The following is a 22,827-nucleotide window of genomic DNA, read 5'->3' as shown; positions in this document are numbered from 1 at the left end:
ACTACGGTTTAGCGTCCTTTTCGCTGGCGCGCCGGTTGCCCTCGTCAATCATCCTTCGAATGGTGCTGTTCAAGTCTGCTTGCGCCTGCGTAAGCGCTTCGGCCCTGTGATGCTCGCGCCGGGCCCCCGCAGGGTCAAAACGTCCGTTAACCCAGTTCGCTGGGTTCTCCTCCGGAAAATCGTCAAAATAGTCCGACCATTCGCCCACGGTATGCCTCCTAGCAGGGTGTAGGCGAACAATACCCCGACGCCAGTCAAACTGCCAGGAATACCGTCCCAGCGACGGCATGCACATGAGTAGGCGTCAAGCCATGGACTTGCGGGCCAAAGCACCCCGCATTTTCCCCGTCTTTTTCCCTTGCCGGGCAACGTGGGCCGCTTTGCGTTTCTTCTTCATGGTCTTGCGCAGGTTCTTGCCCCGCGTGTCGTAACCAGCGGCTTTCAGAAGTTTGTCTGCCGCTTTGGCGGCGGCTCGGCGGGTGGCACTGTCCATCGACAGTTTTTAGCGCATCTCGCTGGATGCGCAAGGGGCCGACGCGCGCCGATGTGCTTTTCTGGAACTGGAAAAGCCTGCACGGGCCTGCCCTTCTTCCCCTTAAAGCTTCGCTGAGCTCCCCTGCTTTGCCCTTCATCTTGGGGGTCGCCTCCGGCTCCCCCCGACGATGAAGGGCAAAGTCTCCCCTAGGACCTCCGCGCGAAGCGGTCGGGGTGACTTGGCCCCCGTTGGTTACCGCCCCAAGGGACGGCCCGACAGTCGGGCGCGGTGATAGAAGGACTACACCGCTACGACGGATTCACGCGGTCCAACCGCGCCGGCTCAGGGTTCCGTCACCACTATGTGGCGTCTCTCCTGTGGGCTTGCCCGTTCCCCAGCCGTCGCTGGAAAATATCATCCTAGCTGCCATCCATGGGCCACAAACCGCTGATAGTCGGACCGCGACAGGGCACACGAGTGGGGCCAGATTGAGCACTCCCCACGCCTCTGCGACGCTTGAACTACCTGGTTGGCGCAGGTTGCAGGCCATACAGCGCCCGGTCCCCCTGCTTCAAAGCCTGCGCACCCTGGTGGGGTCAACCCAAGCCCTTGCGGGCTCCCAGTTCTCCTTGTGCGCAGCCGGTCTTTCCACCGACAACGAGTTACGGCTACCAACGGCCTTCGGGCTGGGCAGATTCGGGGGCGAGGAAAGGAGGGGGGGGGGGGCTTGCGGGTCTGTCCGGGCTTGTTAGAGTGGCCTCAAGGGGCACCGCCTGGGCATGCGTAGCTGATTCCTACTTTGCTCGCCTCCGAGTCGGTCAAACTCGGGGGCCGTGAATCCAAACTAAGACGCCCCCGGCATTTGTCAAGCCGGGGGCGTATTTTTCATCTCTAGAGGTAGTGAATGAACCCAGCAACTCTGATTTCACTCTCCACGGTTCGCCTTCTATGCGGCAACGCGGGCGTATCAGCGTCTGTAGGAACGGGATTCTTCTATGTGGGTGAGTTCAATGTCCCTGAGGGAGTCGCAACGTTTCCGATGGTCGTTACGAATAAGCATGTTGTCGCCAACTGCAATGAGATAAAAATGACGCTGACTGTTCGTCAGCCAAGCACGGACATCAGCGAGATGGTCGTTGCGCCAGGAGACATCCACCGAGTTTTTTTCATCCCTGGCTGTCAGGAACGGATGCTACCGCACCCCGACCCCAACGTTGACCTTTGCGCCTTCTTTATTGGCGACATTATGGAGGAAATCCATTCGACCGGATACCAGCTTAGGAATACATTTCTAAATGCCAGATTTCTAGTCCCGGATGACGAAATAAAAAACATCAGACCGATTGAGCCGGTGATGATGGTTGGTTATCCGAACGGACTATGGGATGAGAAAAATAATCGCCCGTTAGCAAGGCGAGGAAGCACCGCCTCCCATCCGTTCTTGAAGTGGAATGGAAAGCCCGAGTTCGTTATTGATGCCGCTTGCTTCCCTGGCTCGAGCGGATCTCCGGTTTTTTTGTTTGAAGATTTGATGTATAGAACAAAAGATAACGCATACACGCCGGGAACTAGGGCGCAGCTGCTAGGCATCTTGGCTTCAGGGCCGCTTTACACTAGCGAAGGCAAGCTCATCCAAAGAAATATCCCGACCTCCACGACCATTGTGCCGGTAGTCCAATCTATGATGAATCTAGGCAATGTTGTTCACGCAAGCGCCATTAGTGACATCGTATCCATAGGTAAAGAGGCGTCGTTAGCTGAGAAAGTTTTCCCTAAGGCGATTCAACTTTAGGATGGCCGAAGCCTTGCAGGTGCTTGCCTAGCTGACTCCAGAGCAGCGCGACGCCCTACTCAGGGCGTCCGCGACGGACGGCGGAGCGAACTGACGGGCTCGGGTAACCGGGGGACCTGCTTTGAGTTCGGCGGCAATGGGAGCAGGTCGTGCGTCGGTGCGAGCTCGGCAGTGGGTTTGGCGGGCGGGAACTGGTGCGGGAACTGCGTCAGAAAGTCCGAGGTTGCCAACTCAAACGCCACACCGGCCTTGTCTGTGGCTTCTTTAGTCTGTTCGCGCAACGCGCGGGCGTGCTGCTCTTGCAGCCGGGCCTGCTGCTTCTGTTCTTGCACCGCCTGTGCGGCCCGGTCTATTGCGGTAGGCCGTCCCATCTTGCGCAGCAACGTGGAGCGGAGATCCATCGGCACTGGGAACGTGTTGGCGTCAGCCACCGCCCTGCGGCGGGCCAGCCTGGCGTCCTCCCTGGCTTGTTTGGCGTCCGCATGCGCCTGGCGCTTTTCGGCCAAGTCGTCACGCCGTTGGAGGAGCGTGCGAGAGACAGAGCGCTGCTCAGGGGTGGCATTCGTGGACTGAAGGGCCCGACGCGCCACTTTGAACATCTGTTCAATCATCTCTTCTAGATTTTTTACCGCCTGGTCTCCGGCCATGATTTCCGCCTGCCTGTTCTGAGTGTGTTTGCGTGAAGCGCGCTCGATGCCTGCCGCCCCCTTGCCCTGCTGACCAGCCGCGCCAGCGGCCGGCCGGGGCATGGATGCCCCGGCTCTGTGCGCAGCGGGACGCTGTGCACGCGCCTGGACGGCGGCCCCTGGCTTGGGCGTCAGGAGTTGGACTGGAATCCGGAGCACCGCCGGACGAGGGTCGTGATGTCGCGGTGCATCTGTCCGCAAAACACGACTAAATCCGGCCCTCTCGGCGGCTGGTCGTCCGCCACCGGCCAACCTAGGGTTAAGGTTGTGGAGTGGGCGCAGCGCAGGCATGCGCTCGTTGCCAACTCCGGGTTTTCGGACTCGGAGAGCATCAACGCTATCTCGCGTGAGAGCGGGGGCGCGTCGGCGCTGGGGAGTGGTGGTAGTTCGGTCATGGCGTGGGGCCTCGGTGGGGGATGGCTGGGCAGCAGCGCGCAAGCGCACCGCCGATTCTTTGCGACGTTCCAAAAGCGCTTGCGCGTGCAGGGCTTGCTCGTCCACATGGGCCAAGCGCCCCTCGGCGGCGGCTTGGGCTTTCAATGCCTCGAAGCGCTCGGCATGGGCGGTGACGCGGCTGTCGGCCGCTTGGCGGACCCGATCGTTTCGCTTGGCGCGCGGCAACCGTTCGCCACGGCGGCGGGCTTGGGTGACCGCTTTGCCTTCGTGCTTGGTGGCCGGGCGGTCCAACTGGGCCGCCTTGGCGAAATCATCGTTTTGGACGGCCGCGGCCTGCTGGCTCAACAACGAACGATGGTCCACGCGTGCAGCCATGCCTTCGCTGGCCAGCATGCGGTTGACGGCCGTGGCCCAGAACTCGCGTTCCCTTTCGGCCAGTGTGGGTTGCTTGGCTCGCTTGCACGCAATCGGGTCCAATGCCACAGCCTTTTTCCCCAAGCTTCCGTCTGGGTTGACGCTGCACGCGCTGAGCAAAATGTGCGCGTGGTGGTTGCGCCCGTCCCCGCCCTTGCTCGGCTCGTGGATGGCCACGTCAGCGGCCACGCCGTAGCGCTCGGCCAAATGACGGGCAAAGCCATGCGCCAGTTCCTGACGCTTTTCGGCCGAAAGTTCGGCGGGAAGCGCCACCTCCACCTCGCGGCACGTGATGGCGTCTCCGCGCTTGTGATGTGCCTCGACCCGGTTCCAAAACTCGGCCCGGTCGGCTGTCTGTTCGCCCGGCAGGCAGAGCGCCGAAAACGCGACGCCTTGGCGGCGCGTGTAGTCGTGGACCGTCCCGGTCAATGCATCTTCAATCCGCACCCCTGCACGATAGGCAGCGCCAGCGGTGGACGAGTGTCCTCCCGAGCGCGAGTAAGCCTTAGCAGTGAGGTGGTAAATCGCCAATCCAGTCTCCGAGCGCAGCCCCCTGGGGGGGCGAGCAATGGGGGGCTGGCGTGCGAAGCGCGCCGGGGTGTCGGGGGCGAAGCCCCTGACCGCACGTAATCCCGAAGGGATTACTCTAAGTGCGCTCTTGTTGTTTTCTTTGGGCGCTTCGCACCCGCATCAAACTCAAGAGAACCGGGGCTACTCGCTACGCTCGCGGGCCCCCTGAATCAGAGTTACATGCACAACGGAACTGTCAACTTTTTAGCCAAAGTCAAAAGCGGCGCTCGCTGCTCGCTCGCGCCAGAAAATGGGCGTTGCCCCCTTGCGCTCCGCGCCGAATCTGCTTGCATGGTTTATCAGGACTTAATGCAGGCGTGCCGTGGCAGCTATTGAAAAGCAAAAACTAAAACTGGCGAAGATGCTGGAAGTCGCGGCGAAGGAGCAAGCAAAGCTCTTGGTCGCTGAGAAGCAAGAGAAAGAGCGGCAAGCCCGCCAAGCCGCGCGCGACAAGGCCAAGGAGCGCGCCAAACTGTTCCGCTCGGCCGATGCGCACCGCAAGATTGGGTTGGGCGGGCTGGTCATCGCCGCCGGTGCAGACGGCTGGGATGAGGCAGAGATTGTGGGTGCCCTTTTGATCATCGCCGGCCAACTCGAGCGCGAACCACAACGGCGGGACGCACTTCGCGAGCGCGGCATCAAACACCTCGAAACTCGTGCGGCCGCAAGAGAGGCGGCCCGGTCATGATCGACGATAAGAGATCCACGGACCCGCTGCTTGAACAGCAGAGCGAAGCCCTGCGCGTTCACTTCCTGGGCTCGCTGGGCGACCTGCTCGACGCGCGTCGCAAGCGCAAGGCGGAGTGCCCGACGCCCCCGCCAAGCGCTCCGCGTGGCCAGAAGCCGGGCGGCTATACGCTGGTGGAGGTGTTGTTGGTGCTGGCCGCAATGTCAGCCATGGCGGCCGCCGGCTGGCTGCTGTTCGGCCCCACTTCAGTGGCCGCCTACGTGAAACAAACTCAACTAGATTTCAGTGAAACCGCCAACGCCATCGACCGCAGCCTAGGAATCCTTGGCGGCTACTCGGGCCTGTCCACCTCGCTCGTGCAAACCGATGGCCTGGCTGCGCAGCGGCTGCGGCACAGCGATGGCCTCCGCAATGCATGGGGCGGCTCGGTGTCGTTCTTGCCGAACACCGTCAAGCACGGCAACGACTCGTTTTTAGTCGAAACCCGCGACGTGCCCAAGGCGGCATGCGCCAAGCTGGTTGCCGCGATGGCCGGTGACCCGGCCGTTGCCGATGCGCAGGTCAATGGCGAGAGCGTCTATGTGAACAACAAATACGACCCGGCCAGCGCCGCCGTTGCGTGCGAGCAGCACGGCGGGGACCGCCTGGGCTTCGTGTATTTCTCCGGTCTGGCGTCCGGCTCGTCGGTTGCGGTGTCGTCCATCGCGCTGCCTACGGCTCCGCCATCGGTGAACCCGACCAACCCAGCCACGCCAGTCGCCCCGGTCAATGGAGCCCCCAGCGTGGGCGATGCTGTGCCTGGAACGCCTGGCGTGGTGACGCCTGGCACGCCCTCAGCACCCCCCCCGGCCGTGCCTACGGCCCCGCCAGCACCAGCGACACCGACGACCCCGCCGCCAACGCCGGGAGTTTTACCTCCGAGCACGCCGAAGGTTTTGCCGGTCTGCACGGTGCCGCCGACGCAATCTCAAAACGTGGGTTGCCCAGCTGGCCAAGTGGGCGAGCACTGGCAGCAACGAGAGGGCTATTGCGGCGAGGTGGGCGGGCCTTACGAGGCCTGGGCCACGGGGACCTATGGACCGTGGACGACTGTTTCCAGCACATGCGCGCCCGCGTGCGTGGCTCCGTCGCCTACCTCCGTGGCCATCTCCCGCGACGCGCCGGCCGAACGCCAAAACGTCGGTTGCCCGGCTGGCCAGGTGGGCGAGCACTGGCAGCAGCGCAGCCGCGTCGAGAACGGCACGCGCACCACGTCCTGGGTGTGCCCGGCCGCCACCGGCTCGCCGGTGTCGAGCACGTCGGATAGCTGGAGCGGCACCTACACGGCTACCAGCGGGTGGGGGACTACATCCAACAACTGCGCCACGCAGGGGCTGGTGGTTACCTCGGGATTCGTCAATCTGTCTGTGGCCAATGCCTACGGAACCGTGGGCAACCGCACGTTGACCGAAGCCACGAGTTGGACTTATCTGGCAGGCCAGAGCTCCGAGTGGTCCAGCAGTTGGGGACCAGTGCGCGGCAACGGCAGCATTGAAATCACCTACAACGGAGCCACCGCCACGGTTGCAGGTGGTGGGAACAGCAGCAACACCGCACGTCCGGGAAGCCCGACGTCATTCACGGCTAGCAACCAGGTTCTCAGCTTCAACGGTAAGCGCGTGGAGTTTGAGTTTCGTGGCAACGCCTCCACTGACAACGGCTCCGTCATACGCGGCAGCGTTGCCTTTTACTACCGCGTTCTGCCCTGAAATGGCATAAGAAAGCCCCGCATTGCGGGACTTTCTCCTGGCTTGATTTCGGTTTACTTGGGCTCCGCCAACGCAGCCGGCGTAACATCAAAGCGGCCCAGGTTTCGCTCGGTTCCTTTGCCTTCCTGGTAGAGCAACTGACCTTCGGCCACCAGGTAGCCCGGGCCGGCGGCATAATCGCCGCTTGAGAAGTAGGCGCCGCCCACACGCTCAGAACGCCCACGCTTCACCATTCGGCCCGACGACAGCGGATTTTCCGCGTAGAAGGACACGTCTGCGGCGGTCGGCAGCACTGAACGGGTGTGGGGATGAGAGTGGATAGAGACGTTCAGGGCGTGCATGCCGTCGGGCACGTTGGACCGCGACATGGAACAGGTCATCGCCCCTTTCGTCGTGCCCAAGCGGATGCCAAACCGCTCTGCATCCGCAGACTGGGCGACCATGCCGCAAACCTCGTGGCCGCTTTCACGGGTGTGCTGGTCCAGGACCGGGGCAATGCGCAGCATCAAATCGCTCAGGCCCTCCCCGGGCTCGCTTACCAGTTCCGCCAGGTGCAGCCCCTTCCAACCCTGCTCCGTTCCGGTGGGCGGAATCGAACCGCCCTGCGCCCAGGCCGGAACGCCGGCCAACAAAGCCATCACCGCCAAAAGTTTCCACAGCATGCCGTCCTCTTTCGAGAACGGCCGCCCACGAGTCCCTTACCGTGCCTGCATGCTACGATTGGGTATCGTTTGAGGTATCGTTTTGAGGGAGCGGGCCCGGCAACTTTTCCTTGCAGTTCAACTGCTTAGAAAGAGGTGCTGGGACGATCCGCCCACCTCCACCATCTGTATGGCCTGTCGAGGCCGCAAGAAGCCGGATCTCCCGTCGAGGGGGTTCCGGCTTTTTTGTGCCTGCTCGTCGTGCGGGAAGCGTGGGGCATAATCGGGATGGAGCTTTCGCTCCATCGCTGCATTGCCCCGGCCTGCTGCCGCCAGAAGGATCTGCAATGAAAACCGCCACAACCACGCTCGTCCTGCTCCTCACCACCCTCGCCGCAGCCTCAGCCACGCACGCTGCGGCGCCGGCCATCGCGCCCCCCGGCACCGCCACGCTGGAAGCGCTGCTGGCCTGCAAGGCCGGCTCGAACTTCAGTGCGGCCGACGCCATCGATGCGCTGCAGGCCGCCGGCCTGGCCAAGAAACCGGGCGGCACCTTCGAGCCGGAGGACAAGCCGGTCGCGCTGTTTGGCGGCACGGTCACCAGTGCCGATGTAAACGTGGCCGAAGGCGAGAAGAGCCTCTTCGTGTACTTGAACGGCGTCGATTCCAAGCGCCTGGCCAAGGCCTGGTCGGTGACCGAGGTCAACGAGCATGCCAACACCGAAGAGCCGTCGTACGTGAAGCGCATCGACAAGCGCCACACCCTGCACGTGATCGCGGGCGACGACTACGAGGGTTATTCGGCTGCGGTGAAGTGCCAGATCAGCCGCTGATGGCGTAGCCGACGCTACAGCCAGCGCGGCACGCGATGACGGTATTGCGCGTACGCCTCGGGAAAGCGGGCCATCAGTGCCCGCTCCTCCGGCAGGATCTGCAGCCGGGTGATGTACACCAGGAACAGCGGCACCACCAGCAGCGCGATCAGGTTCTGCAGGTACACCATGGCGCCAAGCAGGACCAACGCCTGGCCCAGATACATCGGATTGCGCGTGCGGCGGTAGATTCCGCTGGTAACCAGCGCGCTCGACGCCGAAGGTCGCAGAGGATTGACGGTGGTACCGGCGCGCTGGAAAGACAGCTTGGGCAGCAGATTGAGCACGACACCCAGCGTCACCGTCACGCCTGCGAGCAGAACCGGCACCGGCACCCGAAGGTGGAAACCGGGCCACAGCCAGCGTGCTGCAAAGCCCGCAGCGGCGCACAGCAGCATCACCACGGGCGGGGGAATGCGGGTTTCCAGCCAGGCCATCGCGATCACCGTGTCCCTTCCATTCGCCGCAGTGTCACACGGGAATGGCTGAATCGCCCACGGCGGCCAGGCCCAAACCGACCGTTCGGTCTATTCCGCTTTGACAGGCCGGCCGCTAGAGTGACGCCACCGCGCAGGAGCATCGTATGGCTACCACGGGCATGGGCTTCATCGGCCGCACGACCCTCATCATCACCGTGCTGCTCACCCTGGGGGGCTGCGCGACGCTGCGCCAGTTCGGACCGTCGGTGCAGGTCGCCTCGGTCACGCCCGGCCAGTACATCGCGCTCAAGCGCGGTGACATCCTCACCTCCGGCAAGCTCAGCGCGGCGACCACCGAGACCCTGCGCGTGGCCGGGCTCGATGAGGGCGTCTGTGCCAAGCCCGGCCTGCCCTGCATCGAGGCCATGGAAAGCAGCATCGTGGTGCGCGAGGAAGACAAGCGCTCCAGCCTGGCCGAGTTGTGGCTGCAGCATGCGATGACCCTGCCGGCACCGAAGCGCGAGTACTCGGCATCCGGCCGCGCCAAGACCGCGATCACCGAACTGGATGCCGACTTCCAGCCGCGCCTCGATGCGTGGATGCAGGTCGCGCGCCAGGCCTATGCCTATCTGTTCTTCACCGAGCGCACCGCCAATCAGCGTGGTTTCGAGGACCGCCAGACCCAGGTGCGCGACTACTACAACCTGGCTGTGCAGGAAGCCTCGGTGCAGCTGTACAACGCGTACGCCACCGGGCGCGTGCACAGCCAGGCCAGCCATTTCCAGCTGGGCCGCTGGACCTTCGTGCTGGCCCCTTCAGGCGAAGCATCGCCGCTGGACACGCGCACCCCCACCGAGCTGGTACCGGCGGCCTCGCTGTCGTTCACCGGTACGCTGCGCAGCGTGCATCGCCGCGATGGCTTCGGTGCCGAGCTGGTGGCGGTGATGGACGATCCGGCTGGCAGCACGGCCACCCCGCCTTCGGCAGCGACGCCCGCCGCGCAGGCAAGCACCCCGGCCGCGCAGAGCTGGAGCGAGATGCCCTCGCCTTCGATGACGGTGCTGCTGCGCTTCTCGGGAAAGAACCTGTGGGAAGTGCTGCACGACGACGAGCCGGAACTGGAGATCCACGATCCCTACCAGGTCTCGGAAGTAACCCTGCACGGCCAGCAGGTGCCGTTGGCGGCCAACTTCACTGCGGGCTACGCATTGTGGCTGGCGCGCTCCAACTTCAGCCAGCAGTCGCTGCGCTCGTTGTTTGGTGGCAAGGGCGGCATCGACGCGCCGCATCTGTACATGATGCAGCCCTACGACCCGAACCGCCGCGTGCTGTTGATGATCCATGGGCTGGCCAGCAGTCCCGAGGCCTGGGTGAACGTGGCCAACGAACTGATGCGCGACGACGAGATCCGCCAGGACTTCCAGGTCTGGCAGTTCTACTACCCGACCAACATGCCCATCGCGATGAGCCACGATGCGATGCGCCACACGCTGGCCGAAGTGCTCAAGCACTTCGACCCCAGCGGCAAGGCGCAGGCCTCGCATGACATGGTGCTGGTCGGGCACAGCATGGGCGGGGTGATCGCGCGGTTGATGGTCTCTTCCTCCGGCGACCACCTGGTCGACACCCTGCTGGCCACCGCGCAGATGACGCCCGCCCAGCGCGAGCTGCTGCGCACCAAGGGCGCGCCGGTACTGACCTTCCTGCCGGAACCGGAAGTATCGCGGGTGGTGTTCATCGCCACACCGCATCGCGGCACCGACGTGGCCGGTACCCGCCTCGGCCGCTGGATCGGCCGCCTGGTACGGCTGCCGCTGACCGTGCTGGAGGACGTGGCGACGCTGGCCAACGACGGCCAGATCGATCGCAACGATGGCAAGCACGGCTACCAGATGAACAGCATCCAGAACCTGGACAAGGACGACCCGTTCGTCCGCGCCGTGGCCGACCTGCCGATGTCACCGAAGGTGCACTACCACTCGATCATCGCCCGCGCCAAGGCCGATGGCCCACTGGAAAAAACCGATGACGGGCTGGTGCCCTACTGGAGCTCGCACCTGCCACACGCCGTTTCGGAGAAGGTGATCGTGTCCGGTCACAGCGTGCAGGAAGCCACGCCGGCCATCGTCGAGCTGCGGCGGATCCTGCATGAGGACATGCAGGAACACGGGCGTACGGCAAAGTAAGCCGCCCGCCCCTGCAGATCAGGCACCGGCCTCATGGCGCGAGAACGTGCCGTGCAGCGCCGCGGGAATCGCGAAGCCTTCCATGCGCACCTCGGGCCGGTAGTCGGCGCTGGGGGTGAAACGGAATTCGCGCGCCAGCAGCGCACACAGCAGTACCAGTTGCGCGTTGCCCACCGCCGACCCCACGCACGAGCGCGTGGGGAAGCCATAAGGCACATAGATGCCGGCGGTGCGCTTGCGCCGCTCGGGCAGCCAGCGATCGGGATCGAACTGCAGCGGGTCATCCCAGTATTTCGCCGAGCGATGCTGGATGAACGAGCTCAGCTCGAACACCGTGCCCTCGGCGATGGCCTGCCCTTCCACCTGCAGATCGCAGGCGGCCACCCGACGGTTGTTGAAGGGCGTGGAATACAGCCGCATCACTTCCTTCAGGAAGCGCATCGTGCAGGGAATCCTGGCCATCGGCAGCAGATGGATCTCCGCATCCGAGAGCGGCGCGAATTCCTCCTCGATGCGCTGGCGCCAGTGTGGATGCATCTGCATCGCCAGCAGCAGGCAGGCGGCCATCATGCCGGGCACCCCGGAAATGGCGATCAGCTGCACGGTGACCAGGTAGGTGACCTTGTCCAGGCCGATGCGCTCGCGAAGGGTCAACAATGACTGTGCATAGTCCAGCGCCGAACGTCCGCTGCGGACCCGGCGCCTGAGTTCGGCGGCGATCGCCCGCGATTCGCCACGACCGATGAGGAAGTTGCGCAGCAGATGACGCCGATGGATGACCTGCTCGACCTGGGTGGTGTAGCGCAGATGCAGGGCGCGTTCGATGGCCGCGGTGCCGCGCGCGTCGAGCCCATCGATCACCAGTGGCACCAGCGGATGCGCCATCACCTTCCACACGGCTGGCGTGGCATCCAGCTCGCGCCCGCACAGTGCGTCCAACGCCTGCCGCATGCGCGACTGCAGCGCCTCCAGGGTCTGCGCTCCGGTAAGCTCAGCACTGCGGGTCGCGATCAGGCTGCGCACTTCGGTCCAGCGCACGCGTTCGTGCCGGCGGAACAGGTCGGCCAGCGACTCGACCACGAACAGGTGCTCGGAATTCTCCTTGTCGACCTTGCCGGCCAGCTCTGGGCAGAACACCCCGATACCGCCGGTTTCCAGTTTCAGCACCGGTCCTTCGCGCTCCACCCGCGCAGCCAGGCGCTCGGCAGCAATGGCGCTGCCTTCATTCGACATCCCTTGCATGCAGTGCGTCTCCGGCAGGAAGGGACTCGAAAGACGAGTCCCTTCGTCTTGCTACCGCTCAATCGCGGGGTTGCCCCGCAGGATCAGAACTCGACCCAGAGCGGCCAGGTATTCCACACACTGCTCTTCTCGTTCGGATGGATATTCAGAGTGACGCGCAATGCTCGGGCGAATCTTTTCATTTTCATTCCTTTGCTTGCTGTGTGGTTATGCCGGGATTATCCCGGCACCGGCTAGATAACACGACATAATCCCGCTGTCCAACCGGGCCGGTGGCGCGATGCAGCATCCGGGTGGTGGTCCATTGAGGGGAATCCCTCATCGCGCCTGCGCACGCGGCCTCCTATGCTGGGCTCACTTTCCCCCAACGGAGGTCCGCATGAACACGCAAGAGCCCAGCCGCCAGCCCAGCCCCGATCCGGCCGAGCGCGATGCCTTCTTCCCGTCGCCGTACTCGCTTTCGCAGTTCACCTCGCCCAAGAGCGACCTGTCCGGGGCCGACTATCCGGATGCACGCCGCGATGGCCGCTGGAAGGTGCTGATGATCGCCGCCGACGAGCGTTATCTGCCGACCGCCAATGGCCACCTGTTCTCCACCGGCAACCACCCGGTGGAAACCCTGCTGCCGATGTACCACCTGGACAAGGCCGGCTTCGACATCGACGTGGCGACGCTGTCCGGCAACGCCGTGAAGTTCGAGTGGTGGGCCTTCCCGCGCGAGGACCGCGAGATCGGCGCCCTGTACGAACGCTATGAGGCGCGCTTCCGCCAGCCGTTGCAGCTGGATGAGGTGGTGGCCGGCCTGGGAGCCGATTCGGACTATGCCGCCATCTTCATTCCCGGTGGCCACGGCGCACTGATCGGCCTGCCGGAGAGCGCGGCGGTGAAGGCCACGCTGCAGTGGGCCATGGCCGGGCAGCGCCACATCATCACGCTCTGCCATGGCCCGGCGGCGCTGCTGGCGGCGGGCGTCGACGAAGCCGACGGTGGCTCGCTGTTCCGTGGTTACCGCATCTGCGCCTTCCCCGACGCAATGGACCGGCAGACACCGGAGATCGGCTACATGCCGGGGCAGCTGCGTTGGTTCTTCGGTGAACGCCTGGCGCAGCAGGGCGTGCAGATCGTCAACGAGGGGGTTGATGGCAGCGTGCTGCAGGATCGCCTGCTGCTGACCGGCGACAGTCCGCTGGCCGGCAACGCGTTGGGCAAGCTGGCCGCGCGTACGCTGCTCGATGCACTGGCGGGGCGCTGAGCACATGCCTGCGCTGGTGCCCGCGCTGCTGGAACTGGAACAGGCGCGGTCACTGCCCGCGGTGGGCGGCGTGCTGCGCGCCGCCGCCTCACCCCTGGGCTACGATCGACTGCTGGTGTTTGCCACCGGGACCGGGCTGGAACGCGACGCGCAGCGCGTGTACTGGATCGAGGGTGACTGGTTCGGCGACGGCAGCGATACCGGACTTGCCCGCTACCTGCATGCCTGCCCGGTCAACCGCCATGTACTGGACAGCAATGCGCCGTTCTTCTGGAGCAAGCGCCAGGGGGTGCGCGGCGAACGCTATCAGGTGGTGAAGCAGCCGCGCGGCGATGGCCTGCATGGATTACAGGTTCCGGTGTTCGGCCCGACCGGCCTGGAGGGTGCGGTCAGTTTCGCCGGCACCTCGATTGATGCATCCGCCAGCGCGCGCCTGCTGCTGGAAATGGTCGGAACGTCAGCCTTCCGTGCGGCGCGCCAGCTCGCCGAGGCGCCCGCGGATGTTCGCGCAGGCGCGTTGAGCGCACGCGAACGCGAGGTGCTGCGCTGGGTCGCCGCTGGACGGCGCCAGGCGGAGATCGCGGCCACGCTGGGGCTGTCTGCACGCACGGTGGAGAACCACCTGCGGCGAGCGCGACAACGGCTCGGCGTGGCCACCACCGCGCAGGCGGTGCGCGCGGCAGGCCGCCGTGGCGAGATTGAAGACTGAGCCAGGCAGTACAGATGCTGTCAGGCGTGCCGCGGCGTCAGCGTACCGATGAAATCGACCGGAATGGCAAAGCCTTCCAGCTGCATCCACGGCGTGGGCTCATCCTGCACCGTCAACTCGAAATCGCGGGTCACCAATGCGCAGAACAGCAGCAGCTGCGCGTGGCCGACCGCACTGCCGATGCAGGCCCGCGAGGAAAATCCGAAGGGCACGTAGGCGCCCTTGTTGGCCTGGCGTCGCTCCGGCAACCAGCGATCAGGATCGAAGCTGTCCGGGTTCTGCCAGTACTCCGGCGAATGATGCTGGAAGTAGGACGACAACTCGTATGCCCCGCCCTTGCGGATGCACACGCCCTCGATATCGATATCGTGCGAGGCCGGACGATGCAGGGCGAACAGTCCCGGCCACAGCCGCAGGGTTTCCTTGACGAAACGCGACGTGCACGGCAGCGACTTGATCGGCAGCGCATACAACTGCTCCAGGCTCAGCGCCGAGGTTTCCTCGCGGATACGCGCCTGCCAGTGCGGAAATCGGTACATCGCGTACAGCAGGCTGGCCGCCGTGATGCCCGGCAGGCCCGACATGCCGGCCAGCACCATCGACACCAGATAGGCCACGCGATCCACCCCGACCCGCTGCACCAGCGGCAGCAGGGATTGCAGGAAGTCCTCGCGCGGCACGGTCTGGCGCGCACGACGCCGGATGTGCCGCGACACCGTGCGCGCCGCGCGGCGGGAAAGATGGAAGTCGATGATCCGCCGCCAGAATGAGAAGTTCTGCAGCACGATGGCGTTGTATCGGGTCTTCTGCTCACCGATGAGCGCATCGACGTCGGATCGACTGAGGCCGTCGATCAGCATCGGCAACAGCGACTGCGAGATCGTCCACCAGCTCAGTTCGCTGAGGTCATGCGGCCTGTCCGCGCGCTGGGCAAGGAAGCCGTGCATGCGCGTGTAGAGGTCGCGCATGTGGCCGGGACTGGCCAGCCGCCCGGCCTGCTCGCTCAGCAACGCCCGCACCTCGCGCCACGCAACAGGGTCCCTGCCACTGCGCAGCCCGAGAAAATCAATCAGTGAATCCGGTACGGTGTGCTGGTCGGTGTTGGCCTTGTCGATCCTGACCGCCAGGGCCGGATCAAAGATGCCGACGACATCATTGTTGAAGCGCAGTACCGGCCCTTCGCGACGCACGCGTTCGAGCAGGTCGTCGATGGAAACCACTTCCGCATCCGCTGCACGCTCATCCATGCCCTGCCTCCAATGCCAGGGAAGATCATCGACCCTCCCTGGCGATGTCATCGAATACGTGGAGTCCTTCCGGTCAGAAGATATTCCAGTAGCGATACTTGGAACGGATGCACTGCGTGGAATTGTCCGAACGCAGGTTCAGCGACACCTGCAGGGCGCGAATCAATCGTGTCATGGCACAGCTCCTTGTGGTTCCGTGGATGGTTGCTGCGGTGCCGGGTTCAGTGGCCGGCAGCGCCGTTCTAGCACGCAGGCCCGCGCGGGCGGGTCAATGCGCTGTCAAGGCCCTGCTGAATACGCCGCGGCGACCGGCGGATACCGCCAGCGCGCGCACAGCCATGAACAGGCAATCCGTGCGATGCTCCATGAAACCGTTTTCATGGAATGGAGGGATTCCACGATGTTGTCGCGTTTCCGTCGCCCTGTACTGTCTGCGCTGCTGGCGCTTGCCCTGCCTGCGACCAGCGCCTGGGCCGCAGCCCCCGCGCCGTTGAAGGTGATGTCGTTCAATGTGCGCACCCCGGCTGATACCGAGCCGGGCAAGCGCTGGCCCGACCGTCGCGACGCGATGGTGAAGGTCATCCTCGATGCGCACCCGGCGGTGATCGGCACCCAGGAACTGGTGCAGGAGCAGGCCGAGTACCTGGCAGGACACCTCCCCGGCTACCGTTGGTTCGGCGAGGGCCGCCGCGGCGGCAGCGGCGACGAGCACATGGGCGTGTTCTACGACAGCAAGGTGCTGGCGATCGAGGAATCAGGCAACTTCTGGTTGTCCGATACGCCCGATGTGCCCGGCAGCATCACCTGGGGCAACCTGTACCCACGCATGGTCACCTGGGCGCTGTTCCGCCGCATCGACGACGGCCGCCGCTTCTACTTCATGAACACCCACCTGCCCTACCGCGACGAAGACGAGCCGCGGCGGGTCAAGGGTGCCGAACTGATCGGCAAGCGCGTGGCCAACCTGCCGGCCGATCTGCCCGTCGTGCTGACCGGCGACTTCAACAGCGAACCCGGCGGCGACACCTACAAGGCATTCACCCGCGTGCTGCAGGACACCCGTACCCAGGTGAAGGCTCCGCAGGGCCCGCGGCTGACCTTCCACGATTTTACCGGCAAGGCCACCGTGCAGCTGGACTGGGTCCTGGTGCGCGGCTTCCATGCGCGCAGCTTCCTGACCGATGACCGCCGCATCGGTGGCGTGCTGCCATCGGATCATTTCCCGCTGGTGGTCGAACTGGACTGGCCCAGGCACTGAGCAGCCACGGCAGCCGCCGCTACGGCGGTGGCTGCCGCGACAGCAGGCGATACAGCGCCTGATGCTGGTCGCGCGCCTGGCAGATGCGGGCCCCGATCGCCAGGAACACGGCCACGCCAATCAGGCCCAGCCCCAACATCGAATCCTGCAGGCGCAGGAAACCGACCGCCGCCGCCATCGTCGCCAGCACCAGCAGCACCACGACCGCCACTGACAGACCCGCACCGGGTGGACCCGGATCGCCGAACAACATCCGTTGGGTATCCCGCCTTCCATCCGCCATCGCCTGTCCTCCCGAGTGCCTGACCCACTTGTTACACGTCGGGCCGGCATTCCGGCAGAGTCAGAAACGTCACGAAGGTGAAGATGTACGCGGAACGCATCGCGTTACCCTGCCTCCTCCCCCGAACTGCGGAGCAGGACATGGCCCACCAGAGCCGGCTGGCTGGATTCATCATCGACTGCCAGGACCTTCCCGCCGACGCAGGTGCCGGCTTCTGGGCCGCCGCGCTCGGCCTGCAGGCACAGGCGGCGCGTGTCGAAGGGGGCGCCGAGTATGCAGACCTGCTGGGTGCACCGGCGGGCTTGAACGTGGAAGTCCAGCGGGTCGATCACCCGTCACGGGTGCACCTGGACATCGAGAGCGACGACATCGATGCCGAGGCCGACCGCCTGGAGAAGCTCGGCGCGCGCCGGATAGGCTTCGTCAAACGCTGGTGGGTGATGGAAGCACCGACCGGCCATCGCTTCTGCATCGTGCGCATGCGCGAGCGCGAGGTGCCTGCCAATCAGTGGCCCTGAAAGCAGGAGGGGACGGAAGCACTGCCTCCGTCCCCTGCGGTTACTGCACCTGCGCCACGCTCGGTTGCTGCGGTGATTGCCCCCAGCCGCCCAGCGCCTTGTACACGCCCACCACGCTGACATTGACTTCGGACTCGGCCGCCGCCAGGGCGTCATCGGCCGCCAGCTGCGTGCGCTGCGCATCCAGCAGGGTCAGGAAGTCTTCCGAGCCTTCGCGATAGCGGATCTGTGCCAGTGATTCGGCACGCCGTGCGGCCTGTGCCTGCTCGACCACGATCGCCAGCCGTGCCTGCTGCTTGGAATAGCGGGTCAGCGCGTTCTCGGTATCTTCCAGCGCCAGCAGCACGGCCTGCTCGTACTGCGCGGCCACGCCTTCGGCTTCAGCCTTGCTGGCACGCAGGCGTGCACGCACGGTACCGAAGTCGAATGCTGCCCAGCTCAGCGACGGGGTCAGCGACCAGGCCTTGTTGTTGCCATTGACCAGGCCACTGGCATCGCCGCCGAGGAACCCGACGAAGCCGGACAGCGACAACCGCGGGAACAGGTCCGCGGTGGCCACGCCCACGCGTGCGGTCGCAGCCGCCAGGCGACGCTCGGCCGCGCGCACGTCGGCGCGCTGGCGCAGCAGTTCGCGGGTATCGCCCAGCGGCAGCGCCTTGGCGAAGGCCGGCACGTCGTGCGGCGCGAGCATGTCGGTCAGCACTTCCGGGCGCTGGCCGAGCAGCACGGCCAGCCGGTTGCGCGACTGCGCCTCGGCCACTTCCAGCAACGGGATGTCGGCCTCGATCGCCTTCAGGCGGGCGCGGCTGCTCTGCACATCCAGCTCGCTTCCCGCGCCCAGTTCCCAGCGCGCCTCGGTCAGCTTCTGCGTATCGCGCAGGTTTTCCAGCGTGTGCTGGGCCACCGCGATGCGCTTCTGCGTTCCGCGCAGCTCGAAGTAATTGCGTGCCACTTCGGCGGCGACCAGTACCTGCGCATCGGCCAGGTTGGCCTGCTCGGCACCGAGGTCGGCGCGTGCGGCCTCAGCGGCACGGCGCTTGCGGCCGAACAGATCCAGCTCCCAGCCGGCGTCGAAGCCGAGCTGGTAGCTTTCACTGAACACCCGCTGCCCACCCAGCTGCGGATCGGGTTGCTTGCGGCGGTCGTAGCTGCCGCCAGCGGTGATGTGCGGCGCCTGGTCGAAACGGCTTTCGACGAACACCGCGCGGGCCTGGCTGACGCGGGCCACGGCCACGCGCAGGTCCAGGTTGTCCGACAGGGCGCCATGCACCAGCTGTTCCAGCACCGGATCATCGAACTGCGCCCACCAGCTGGCCACCGGCGAAACGGTGCTGAAGACCGGCTGCTGTGCGCTCTGCAGGACCACCGGTTCCTGCACCGGGGCCTTGTAGTTCGGGCCGACGCTGACACAGCCTGCCAGCACCAGGCTGGAGACGGCCATCGCCAACGTGCGGATCACCATGGCAGCACCTCGCCCAGGTAGGTGAAGCTGCCGCTGGCACCGGATTCGCCGATCAGCGCCATCTGCACGCTGGAGCGCGCGCCTTCGGCGATTTCGATTTCGCCGTTGCCGCCGTTCATGTCGGTCTTCACGTAACCCGGATGCACGGTATTGACCTTGATCGGGGTGTTGCGCAGCTCGTAGGCCAGGCTCAGGGTCCAACTGTTCACCGCGGCCTTGGACGCGTTGTAGGCGGGAATCTTGAAGTCGTAGATGCCCGATGAGGGATCCGCGTGCAGGGTCTGCGAGCCGAGCATGCTCGACACGTTGACGATGCGCCCGGACTTGGCCTGCTTGACAAGCGGCAGGAATGCCTGGGTTACTGCGACCAGCGCATACACGTTGGTGTCGAAGGTACGCTTCCAGGTGTCGAGCGACTGCTCCGACGGCGCCTGCGCCGGGTTCTCGATCATGATGCCGGCATTGTTGACCAGGATGTCGAGGCGGCCGTGACGCTGGCGCACCTGCTCGACCGCTTCGGCGATGCTGGCCGCGTCGGTCACGTCCAGTTGCAGGGCTTCGACCGGCAGGCCTTCAGCCTGCAGCTTCAGTGCCAGCTCCACCGCCGTATCGCGCTTGCGACCGGCCAGCAGCGTATGCACACCTGCCTGGGCCAGCTGGCGCACGGTTTCCAGGCCGATGCCACGGGTGGCGCCGGTGACCAGCGCGATCTTGTTCTGATGGGTATTCATGGATGCATGCCTTGTGAGGGGAAAGCCGCCGCCGGCCAGTGACCGGCGGCGACGGGGTTCCATGTCAGTGGTGGATGGTCGGCTCGCCGTGCTGCACCAGCTGGCCACCGCCGTTGCGGGTGACGAACTTGCGCAGGGCCACGTAGAACACCGGGGTGAGGAACAGGCCGAACAGGGTCACGCCCAGCATGCCGGCGAACACGGTGATACCGGTCACCGAGCGCACCTCGGCACCCGCGCCGTGCGACAGCACCAGCGGCACGGTACCGGCGATGAAGGCGATGGAGGTCATCACGATCGGGCGCAGACGCAGGCGGCAGGCTTCCAGCGCGGCTTCAACGATGCCCTTGCCGCCCATCTCCAGCTCTCTGGCGAATTCGACGATCAGGATCGCGTTCTTGCACGCCAGGCCCATCAGCACCACCAGGCCGACCTGCACGAACACGTTGTTGTCGCCACCGGTCAGCCACACGCCGAACAGCGCGGACAGCAGGGTCATCGGCACGATCAGGATCACCGCCAGCGGCAGCGACCAGCTCTCGTACAGCGCGGCCAGCACCAGGAAGGCCAGCATGATCGCCACCGGGAACACGATGAAGGCCGCCTTGCCCTGGGTCGCCTGCTGGTAGCTCAGGTCGGTCCATTCGGTGGTCATGCCCACCGGCAGCACCTTGCCGGCGATCTCGGTCAGCTTGTTCATCGCCTCGGCCGAGGACAGCAGGCGCGGGTCGGCCTCACCGGCCAGGTCTGCTGCCGGATAGCCATTGAAGCGCAGCACCGGGTCCGGGCCGAAGGTCTGCTTGATGGTGACCATCGAACCGATCGGCACCATCTCGCCGCGGTCGTTGCGGGTACGCAGCTTGCCGATGTCCTCGACCGTCTCGCGGAACGGACCGTCGGCTTGGGCGATCACCTGCCAGGTACGGCCGAACTGGTTGAAGTCGTTGACGTAGGCCGAACCGAGGTAGGTCTGCAGGGTGTCGAACAGCTCGGTGAGCTGCACGCCCTGCGCCTTGGCCTTGACGCGGTCCACTTCGGCATCCAGCTGCGGCACGTTGGCCTGGTAGCTGCTGATCGGGAAGGCCATGCCCGGCGTCTGCGCAACGGTGCCCTGCATTGCCTGCACCGCGTTCTGCAGCGCGCCGTAACCCAGGTTGCCACGGTCCTCGATGAACATCTGGTAGCCGTTGCCGTTGCCCAGGCCGAGGATCGGCGGCGGCATCATCGCGAACGCGAAGCCTTCCTGCAGGCCGGCGATCTTCTGGTTGATCTCGGCATTGATCTGTGCGGCGGTGCGGCCATGGCGCTCGGCGAACGGCTTGAGCGGGATGAACGCCACACCGGTGTTCGGCGTGTTGGTGAACTGCAGCGCGTTCAGACCCGGGAACGAGATGGTGTGGGCCACGCCATCGGTTTCCTGGGCGATCTTGGCGACCTTGCGCAGCATTTCATCGGTGCGCGCGATCGACGAACCTTCCGGCAGCTTTACACCGGCGATCAGGTACAGCTTGTCCTGGGTCGGGATGAAGCCCGGCGGCACCAGCTTGAAGATCACGCCGGTACCGACCAGCAGGATCGCGTAGACCACGAACACCGCGCCACGACGGCCGAGGATGCGGGCTACGCCACGCTCGTACTTCTCCGAGCTGGACTTGAAGAAGCGGTTGAACGGACGGAACACCCAGCCGAACAGGCGGTCGATCAGGCGGCTCGGCGCATCCTTCGGAGCACCATGGGCTTTCAGCAGACGCGCGGCCAGGGCCGGCGACAGGGTCAGCGAGTTGATCGCCGAGATCACCGTGGAGATGGCGATGGTGACTGCGAACTGCTTGTAGAACTGGCCGGTGACGCCGGACAGGAAGGCCATCGGCACAAACACGGCACACAGCACCAGCGCGATCGCCACGATCGGGCCGGACACTTCACGCATGGCCTGGTGGGCCGCAGCGGTGGGTGACAGGCCTTCCTCGATGTTGCGCTCGACGTTCTCCACCACCACGATCGCGTCGTCGACCACGATGCCGATCGCCAGCACCAGGCCGAACAGGCTCAGCGTGTTGATCGAGAAGCCCAGCAGGTACAGCGCGGCGAAGGTACCCACCACCGACACCGGCACCGCGATCAACGGGATGATCGAGGCACGCCAGGTCTGCAGGAACAGGATCACCACCAGCACCACCAGGGCGATGGCTTCCAGCAGCGTGGAGACCACGGCCTTGATCGAGTCGCGCACGAAGATGGTGGTGTCATACACCGCTTCGTACTTCACGTCGGCCGGCATGGTCTTCTGCATCTCGTCCATCGTCGAGATGACCTGGTCACGAATCTCCAGCGCATTCGCACCGGGCGACTGGAAGATACCGATACCGACCGCGTTCTTGCCATCCAGCTGCGAGCGCAGGGTGTAGTCACCGGCACCCAGTTCAAGGCGGGCCACGTCGGCCAGGCGCACGATCTCGCCATCGGTGCCGCTCTTGAGCACGATGTCGCCGAATTCCTTTTCGCTCTTCAGGCGGCCCTGGGCGTTGATCAGGGTCAGGAACTGGCTGTTCGGCAACGGTTCGGCGCCGAGCTGGCCCGCCGAAACTTGCACGTTCTGCTCGCGCATGGCACGCACCACGTCGCTGGCGGTCAGGCCACGCGAAGCCACCTTGTCCGGGTCCAGCCAGGCACGCATGGCGTAGTCGCCGCCACCGAAGATCTGCGCGTCACCCACGCCCGGAATACGCGCCAGCGCATCCTTGACGTGCAGGCGGGCGTAGTTGCGCAGGTACAGGGTGTCGTACTTGCCTTGCGGCGAGGTCAGGTGCACCACCATCAGGAAGGTTGGCGACTGCTTCTGCGTAGTCACGCCCTGCCGGCGCACGTCCTCGGGCAGGCGCGCCTGCGCCTGCGCCACGCGGTTCTGCACCTTCACCGCCGCCGCGTCCGGATCGGTACCGGGGCGGAAGGTGACGGTCATCTGCAGCACGCCGTCCGAGCCGGCAACCGACTTCAGGTACATCATGCCTTCGACGCCGTTGATCGCTTCTTCAAGCGGCGTGGCGACGGTCTCGGCAATGACCTTGGGGTTGGCGCCCGGATACACCGTGCGCACGACCACCGACGGCGGCACCACTTCGGGGTACTCGCTGATCGGCAGGATTGGAATCGTGATCAGGCCTGCGGCGAAGATCACGATCGACAGCACCGCCGCGAAGATCGGCCTGTCGATGAAGAAACGGGAAAAGTCCATGGA

General features: G+C 65.1%; 19 protein-coding genes. 9 read left to right on the top strand and 10 right to left on the bottom strand.

What is annotated here, in order from left to right:
- Positions 1-304: 304 nt before the first annotated feature.
- A complete protein-coding gene (locus tag ACT6SE_RS08245; RefSeq protein ID WP_017156939.1) occupies positions 305-493 on the bottom strand; it encodes a hypothetical protein in 189 nt (62 codons plus the stop codon).
- A gap of 886 nt (positions 494-1,379) precedes the next feature.
- Between ACT6SE_RS08245 and ACT6SE_RS08240 the strand changes: the two genes are divergently transcribed.
- Complete coding sequence (locus ACT6SE_RS08240) at positions 1,380-2,267, top strand: S1 family peptidase (protein ID WP_154583321.1); 888 nt, start codon at positions 1,380-1,382, stop codon at positions 2,265-2,267.
- A gap of 59 nt (positions 2,268-2,326) precedes the next feature.
- Here the strand turns inward: ACT6SE_RS08240 and ACT6SE_RS08235 are convergent, their stop codons facing one another.
- Positions 2,327-4,294 (bottom strand): MobA/MobL family protein, encoded by a 1,968-nt coding sequence (locus ACT6SE_RS08235; protein ID WP_444811134.1) that lies wholly within the window; start codon positions 4,292-4,294, stop codon positions 2,327-2,329.
- Positions 4,295-4,655: 361 nt separating this feature from the next.
- Between ACT6SE_RS08235 and ACT6SE_RS08230 the strand changes: the two genes are divergently transcribed.
- Entirely contained in the window at positions 4,656-5,021 is a 366-nt protein-coding gene (locus tag ACT6SE_RS08230; RefSeq protein ID WP_390328257.1) for a conjugal transfer protein TraD, read from the top strand.
- Positions 5,018-6,769: a type 4 pilus major pilin gene (locus tag ACT6SE_RS08225; protein ID WP_444811133.1), complete on the top strand. Its 1,752-nt coding sequence runs from the start codon at positions 5,018-5,020 to the stop codon at positions 6,767-6,769. Before ACT6SE_RS08230 ends, ACT6SE_RS08225 begins: the two co-directional genes overlap by 4 nt.
- A gap of 53 nt (positions 6,770-6,822) precedes the next feature.
- Here the strand turns inward: ACT6SE_RS08225 and ACT6SE_RS08220 are convergent, their stop codons facing one another.
- Positions 6,823-7,431: a hypothetical protein gene (locus tag ACT6SE_RS08220; RefSeq protein ID WP_444811132.1), complete on the bottom strand. Its 609-nt coding sequence runs from the start codon at positions 7,429-7,431 to the stop codon at positions 6,823-6,825.
- 326 nt (positions 7,432-7,757) lie between these two features.
- Between ACT6SE_RS08220 and ACT6SE_RS08215 the strand changes: the two genes are divergently transcribed.
- A complete protein-coding gene (locus tag ACT6SE_RS08215; RefSeq protein WP_032959123.1) occupies positions 7,758-8,243 on the top strand; it encodes a hypothetical protein in 486 nt (161 codons plus the stop codon).
- Positions 8,244-8,257: 14 nt separating this feature from the next.
- On the opposite strand, the gene ACT6SE_RS08210 is transcribed toward ACT6SE_RS08215, so the two are convergent.
- Positions 8,258-8,719 (bottom strand): methyltransferase family protein, encoded by a 462-nt coding sequence (locus ACT6SE_RS08210; protein ID WP_049420521.1) that lies wholly within the window; start codon positions 8,717-8,719, stop codon positions 8,258-8,260.
- 146 nt (positions 8,720-8,865) lie between these two features.
- On the opposite strand from ACT6SE_RS08210, the gene ACT6SE_RS08205 reads away from it, so the two are divergent.
- The gene (locus tag ACT6SE_RS08205) at positions 8,866-10,887 is read left to right on the top strand and encodes an esterase/lipase family protein (RefSeq protein WP_046430027.1); all 2,022 of its coding nucleotides are present in this window, start codon (positions 8,866-8,868) and stop codon (positions 10,885-10,887) included.
- An 18-nt stretch (positions 10,888-10,905) separates the two neighbouring features.
- Here ACT6SE_RS08205 and ACT6SE_RS08200 read toward each other — a convergent pair whose 3' ends face one another.
- Positions 10,906-12,129, bottom strand: coding sequence for a cytochrome P450 (locus tag ACT6SE_RS08200; protein WP_046430025.1), 1,224 nt, complete (start codon positions 12,127-12,129; stop codon positions 10,906-10,908).
- A 379-nt stretch (positions 12,130-12,508) separates the two neighbouring features.
- Here ACT6SE_RS08200 and hchA point away from each other — a divergent pair, with 379 nt between their 5' ends.
- Positions 12,509-13,381 (top strand): glyoxalase III HchA, encoded by an 873-nt coding sequence (gene hchA, locus ACT6SE_RS08195; RefSeq protein ID WP_014646796.1) that lies wholly within the window; start codon positions 12,509-12,511, stop codon positions 13,379-13,381.
- A gap of 4 nt (positions 13,382-13,385) precedes the next feature.
- Positions 13,386-14,090 (top strand): PA1136 family autoinducer-binding transcriptional regulator, encoded by a 705-nt coding sequence (locus ACT6SE_RS08190; protein ID WP_014646795.1) that lies wholly within the window; start codon positions 13,386-13,388, stop codon positions 14,088-14,090.
- A gap of 20 nt (positions 14,091-14,110) precedes the next feature.
- Here ACT6SE_RS08190 and ACT6SE_RS08185 read toward each other — a convergent pair whose 3' ends face one another.
- Entirely contained in the window at positions 14,111-15,337 is a 1,227-nt protein-coding gene (locus tag ACT6SE_RS08185; protein ID WP_014646794.1) for a cytochrome P450, read from the bottom strand.
- A gap of 400 nt (positions 15,338-15,737) precedes the next feature.
- Here ACT6SE_RS08185 and ACT6SE_RS08180 point away from each other — a divergent pair, with 400 nt between their 5' ends.
- Entirely contained in the window at positions 15,738-16,595 is an 858-nt protein-coding gene (locus ACT6SE_RS08180; protein ID WP_032959133.1) for an endonuclease/exonuclease/phosphatase family protein, read from the top strand.
- 19 nt (positions 16,596-16,614) lie between these two features.
- On the opposite strand, the gene ACT6SE_RS08175 is transcribed toward ACT6SE_RS08180, so the two are convergent.
- The gene (locus ACT6SE_RS08175) at positions 16,615-16,878 is read right to left on the bottom strand and encodes a hypothetical protein (RefSeq protein ID WP_032959134.1); all 264 of its coding nucleotides are present in this window, start codon (positions 16,876-16,878) and stop codon (positions 16,615-16,617) included.
- A 140-nt stretch (positions 16,879-17,018) separates the two neighbouring features.
- On the opposite strand from ACT6SE_RS08175, the gene ACT6SE_RS08170 reads away from it, so the two are divergent.
- On the top strand, positions 17,019-17,396 hold the full coding sequence (locus ACT6SE_RS08170; protein WP_014646791.1) for a VOC family protein: 378 nt from the start codon (positions 17,019-17,021) through the stop codon (positions 17,394-17,396).
- Positions 17,397-17,436: 40 nt separating this feature from the next.
- On the opposite strand, the gene ACT6SE_RS08165 is transcribed toward ACT6SE_RS08170, so the two are convergent.
- The 3 genes from ACT6SE_RS08165 to ACT6SE_RS08155 form a co-directional block, all read right to left on the bottom strand.
- Positions 17,437-18,858 carry an efflux transporter outer membrane subunit gene (locus ACT6SE_RS08165; RefSeq protein ID WP_088375443.1) on the bottom strand — a complete coding sequence of 474 codons (1,422 nt, stop codon included), beginning with the start codon at positions 18,856-18,858 and terminating at the stop codon, positions 17,437-17,439.
- Complete coding sequence (locus ACT6SE_RS08160) at positions 18,852-19,589, bottom strand: SDR family oxidoreductase (RefSeq protein WP_014646789.1); 738 nt, start codon at positions 19,587-19,589, stop codon at positions 18,852-18,854. The genes ACT6SE_RS08165 and ACT6SE_RS08160 overlap by 7 nt, the downstream gene beginning before the upstream one ends.
- Before the next feature lie 64 nt (positions 19,590-19,653).
- The gene (locus ACT6SE_RS08155; protein WP_014646788.1) at positions 19,654-22,824 is read right to left on the bottom strand and encodes an efflux RND transporter permease subunit; all 3,171 of its coding nucleotides are present in this window, start codon (positions 22,822-22,824) and stop codon (positions 19,654-19,656) included.
- Positions 22,825-22,827: the final 3 nt, after the last annotated feature.

This window comes from Stenotrophomonas sp. LC732 (assembly GCF_052446685.1).
Classification (GTDB): domain Bacteria; phylum Pseudomonadota; class Gammaproteobacteria; order Xanthomonadales; family Xanthomonadaceae; genus Stenotrophomonas; species Stenotrophomonas muris.
This window is presented reverse-complemented; position numbering and strand designations above follow the sequence as displayed.

Coding starts and splice junctions, on each gene's coding strand:
- ACT6SE_RS08210 (WP_049420521.1), bottom strand. CDS start 8,719: ATGGCCTGGCTGGAAACCCGCATTCCCCCGCCCGTGGTGATGCTGCTG.
- ACT6SE_RS08185 (WP_014646794.1), bottom strand. CDS start 15,337: ATGGATGAGCGTGCAGCGGATGCGGAAGTGGTTTCCATCGACGACCTG.
- ACT6SE_RS08175 (WP_032959134.1), bottom strand. CDS start 16,878: ATGGCGGATGGAAGGCGGGATACCCAACGGATGTTGTTCGGCGATCCG.
- ACT6SE_RS08170 (WP_014646791.1), top strand. CDS start 17,019: ATGGCCCACCAGAGCCGGCTGGCTGGATTCATCATCGACTGCCAGGAC.
- ACT6SE_RS08165 (WP_088375443.1), bottom strand. CDS start 18,858: ATGGTGATCCGCACGTTGGCGATGGCCGTCTCCAGCCTGGTGCTGGCA.
- ACT6SE_RS08215 (WP_032959123.1), top strand. CDS start 7,758: ATGAAAACCGCCACAACCACGCTCGTCCTGCTCCTCACCACCCTCGCC.
- ACT6SE_RS08245 (WP_017156939.1), bottom strand. CDS start 493: ATGGACAGTGCCACCCGCCGAGCCGCCGCCAAAGCGGCAGACAAACTT.
- hchA (WP_014646796.1), top strand. CDS start 12,509: ATGAACACGCAAGAGCCCAGCCGCCAGCCCAGCCCCGATCCGGCCGAG.
- ACT6SE_RS08205 (WP_046430027.1), top strand. CDS start 8,866: ATGGCTACCACGGGCATGGGCTTCATCGGCCGCACGACCCTCATCATC.
- ACT6SE_RS08155 (WP_014646788.1), bottom strand. CDS start 22,824: ATGGACTTTTCCCGTTTCTTCATCGACAGGCCGATCTTCGCGGCGGTG.
- ACT6SE_RS08240 (WP_154583321.1), top strand. CDS start 1,380: ATGAACCCAGCAACTCTGATTTCACTCTCCACGGTTCGCCTTCTATGC.
- ACT6SE_RS08180 (WP_032959133.1), top strand. CDS start 15,738: ATGTTGTCGCGTTTCCGTCGCCCTGTACTGTCTGCGCTGCTGGCGCTT.
- ACT6SE_RS08220 (WP_444811132.1), bottom strand. CDS start 7,431: ATGCTGTGGAAACTTTTGGCGGTGATGGCTTTGTTGGCCGGCGTTCCG.
- ACT6SE_RS08160 (WP_014646789.1), bottom strand. CDS start 19,589: ATGAATACCCATCAGAACAAGATCGCGCTGGTCACCGGCGCCACCCGT.
- ACT6SE_RS08225 (WP_444811133.1), top strand. CDS start 5,018: ATGATCGACGATAAGAGATCCACGGACCCGCTGCTTGAACAGCAGAGC.
- ACT6SE_RS08190 (WP_014646795.1), top strand. CDS start 13,386: ATGCCTGCGCTGGTGCCCGCGCTGCTGGAACTGGAACAGGCGCGGTCA.
- ACT6SE_RS08200 (WP_046430025.1), bottom strand. CDS start 12,129: ATGCAAGGGATGTCGAATGAAGGCAGCGCCATTGCTGCCGAGCGCCTG.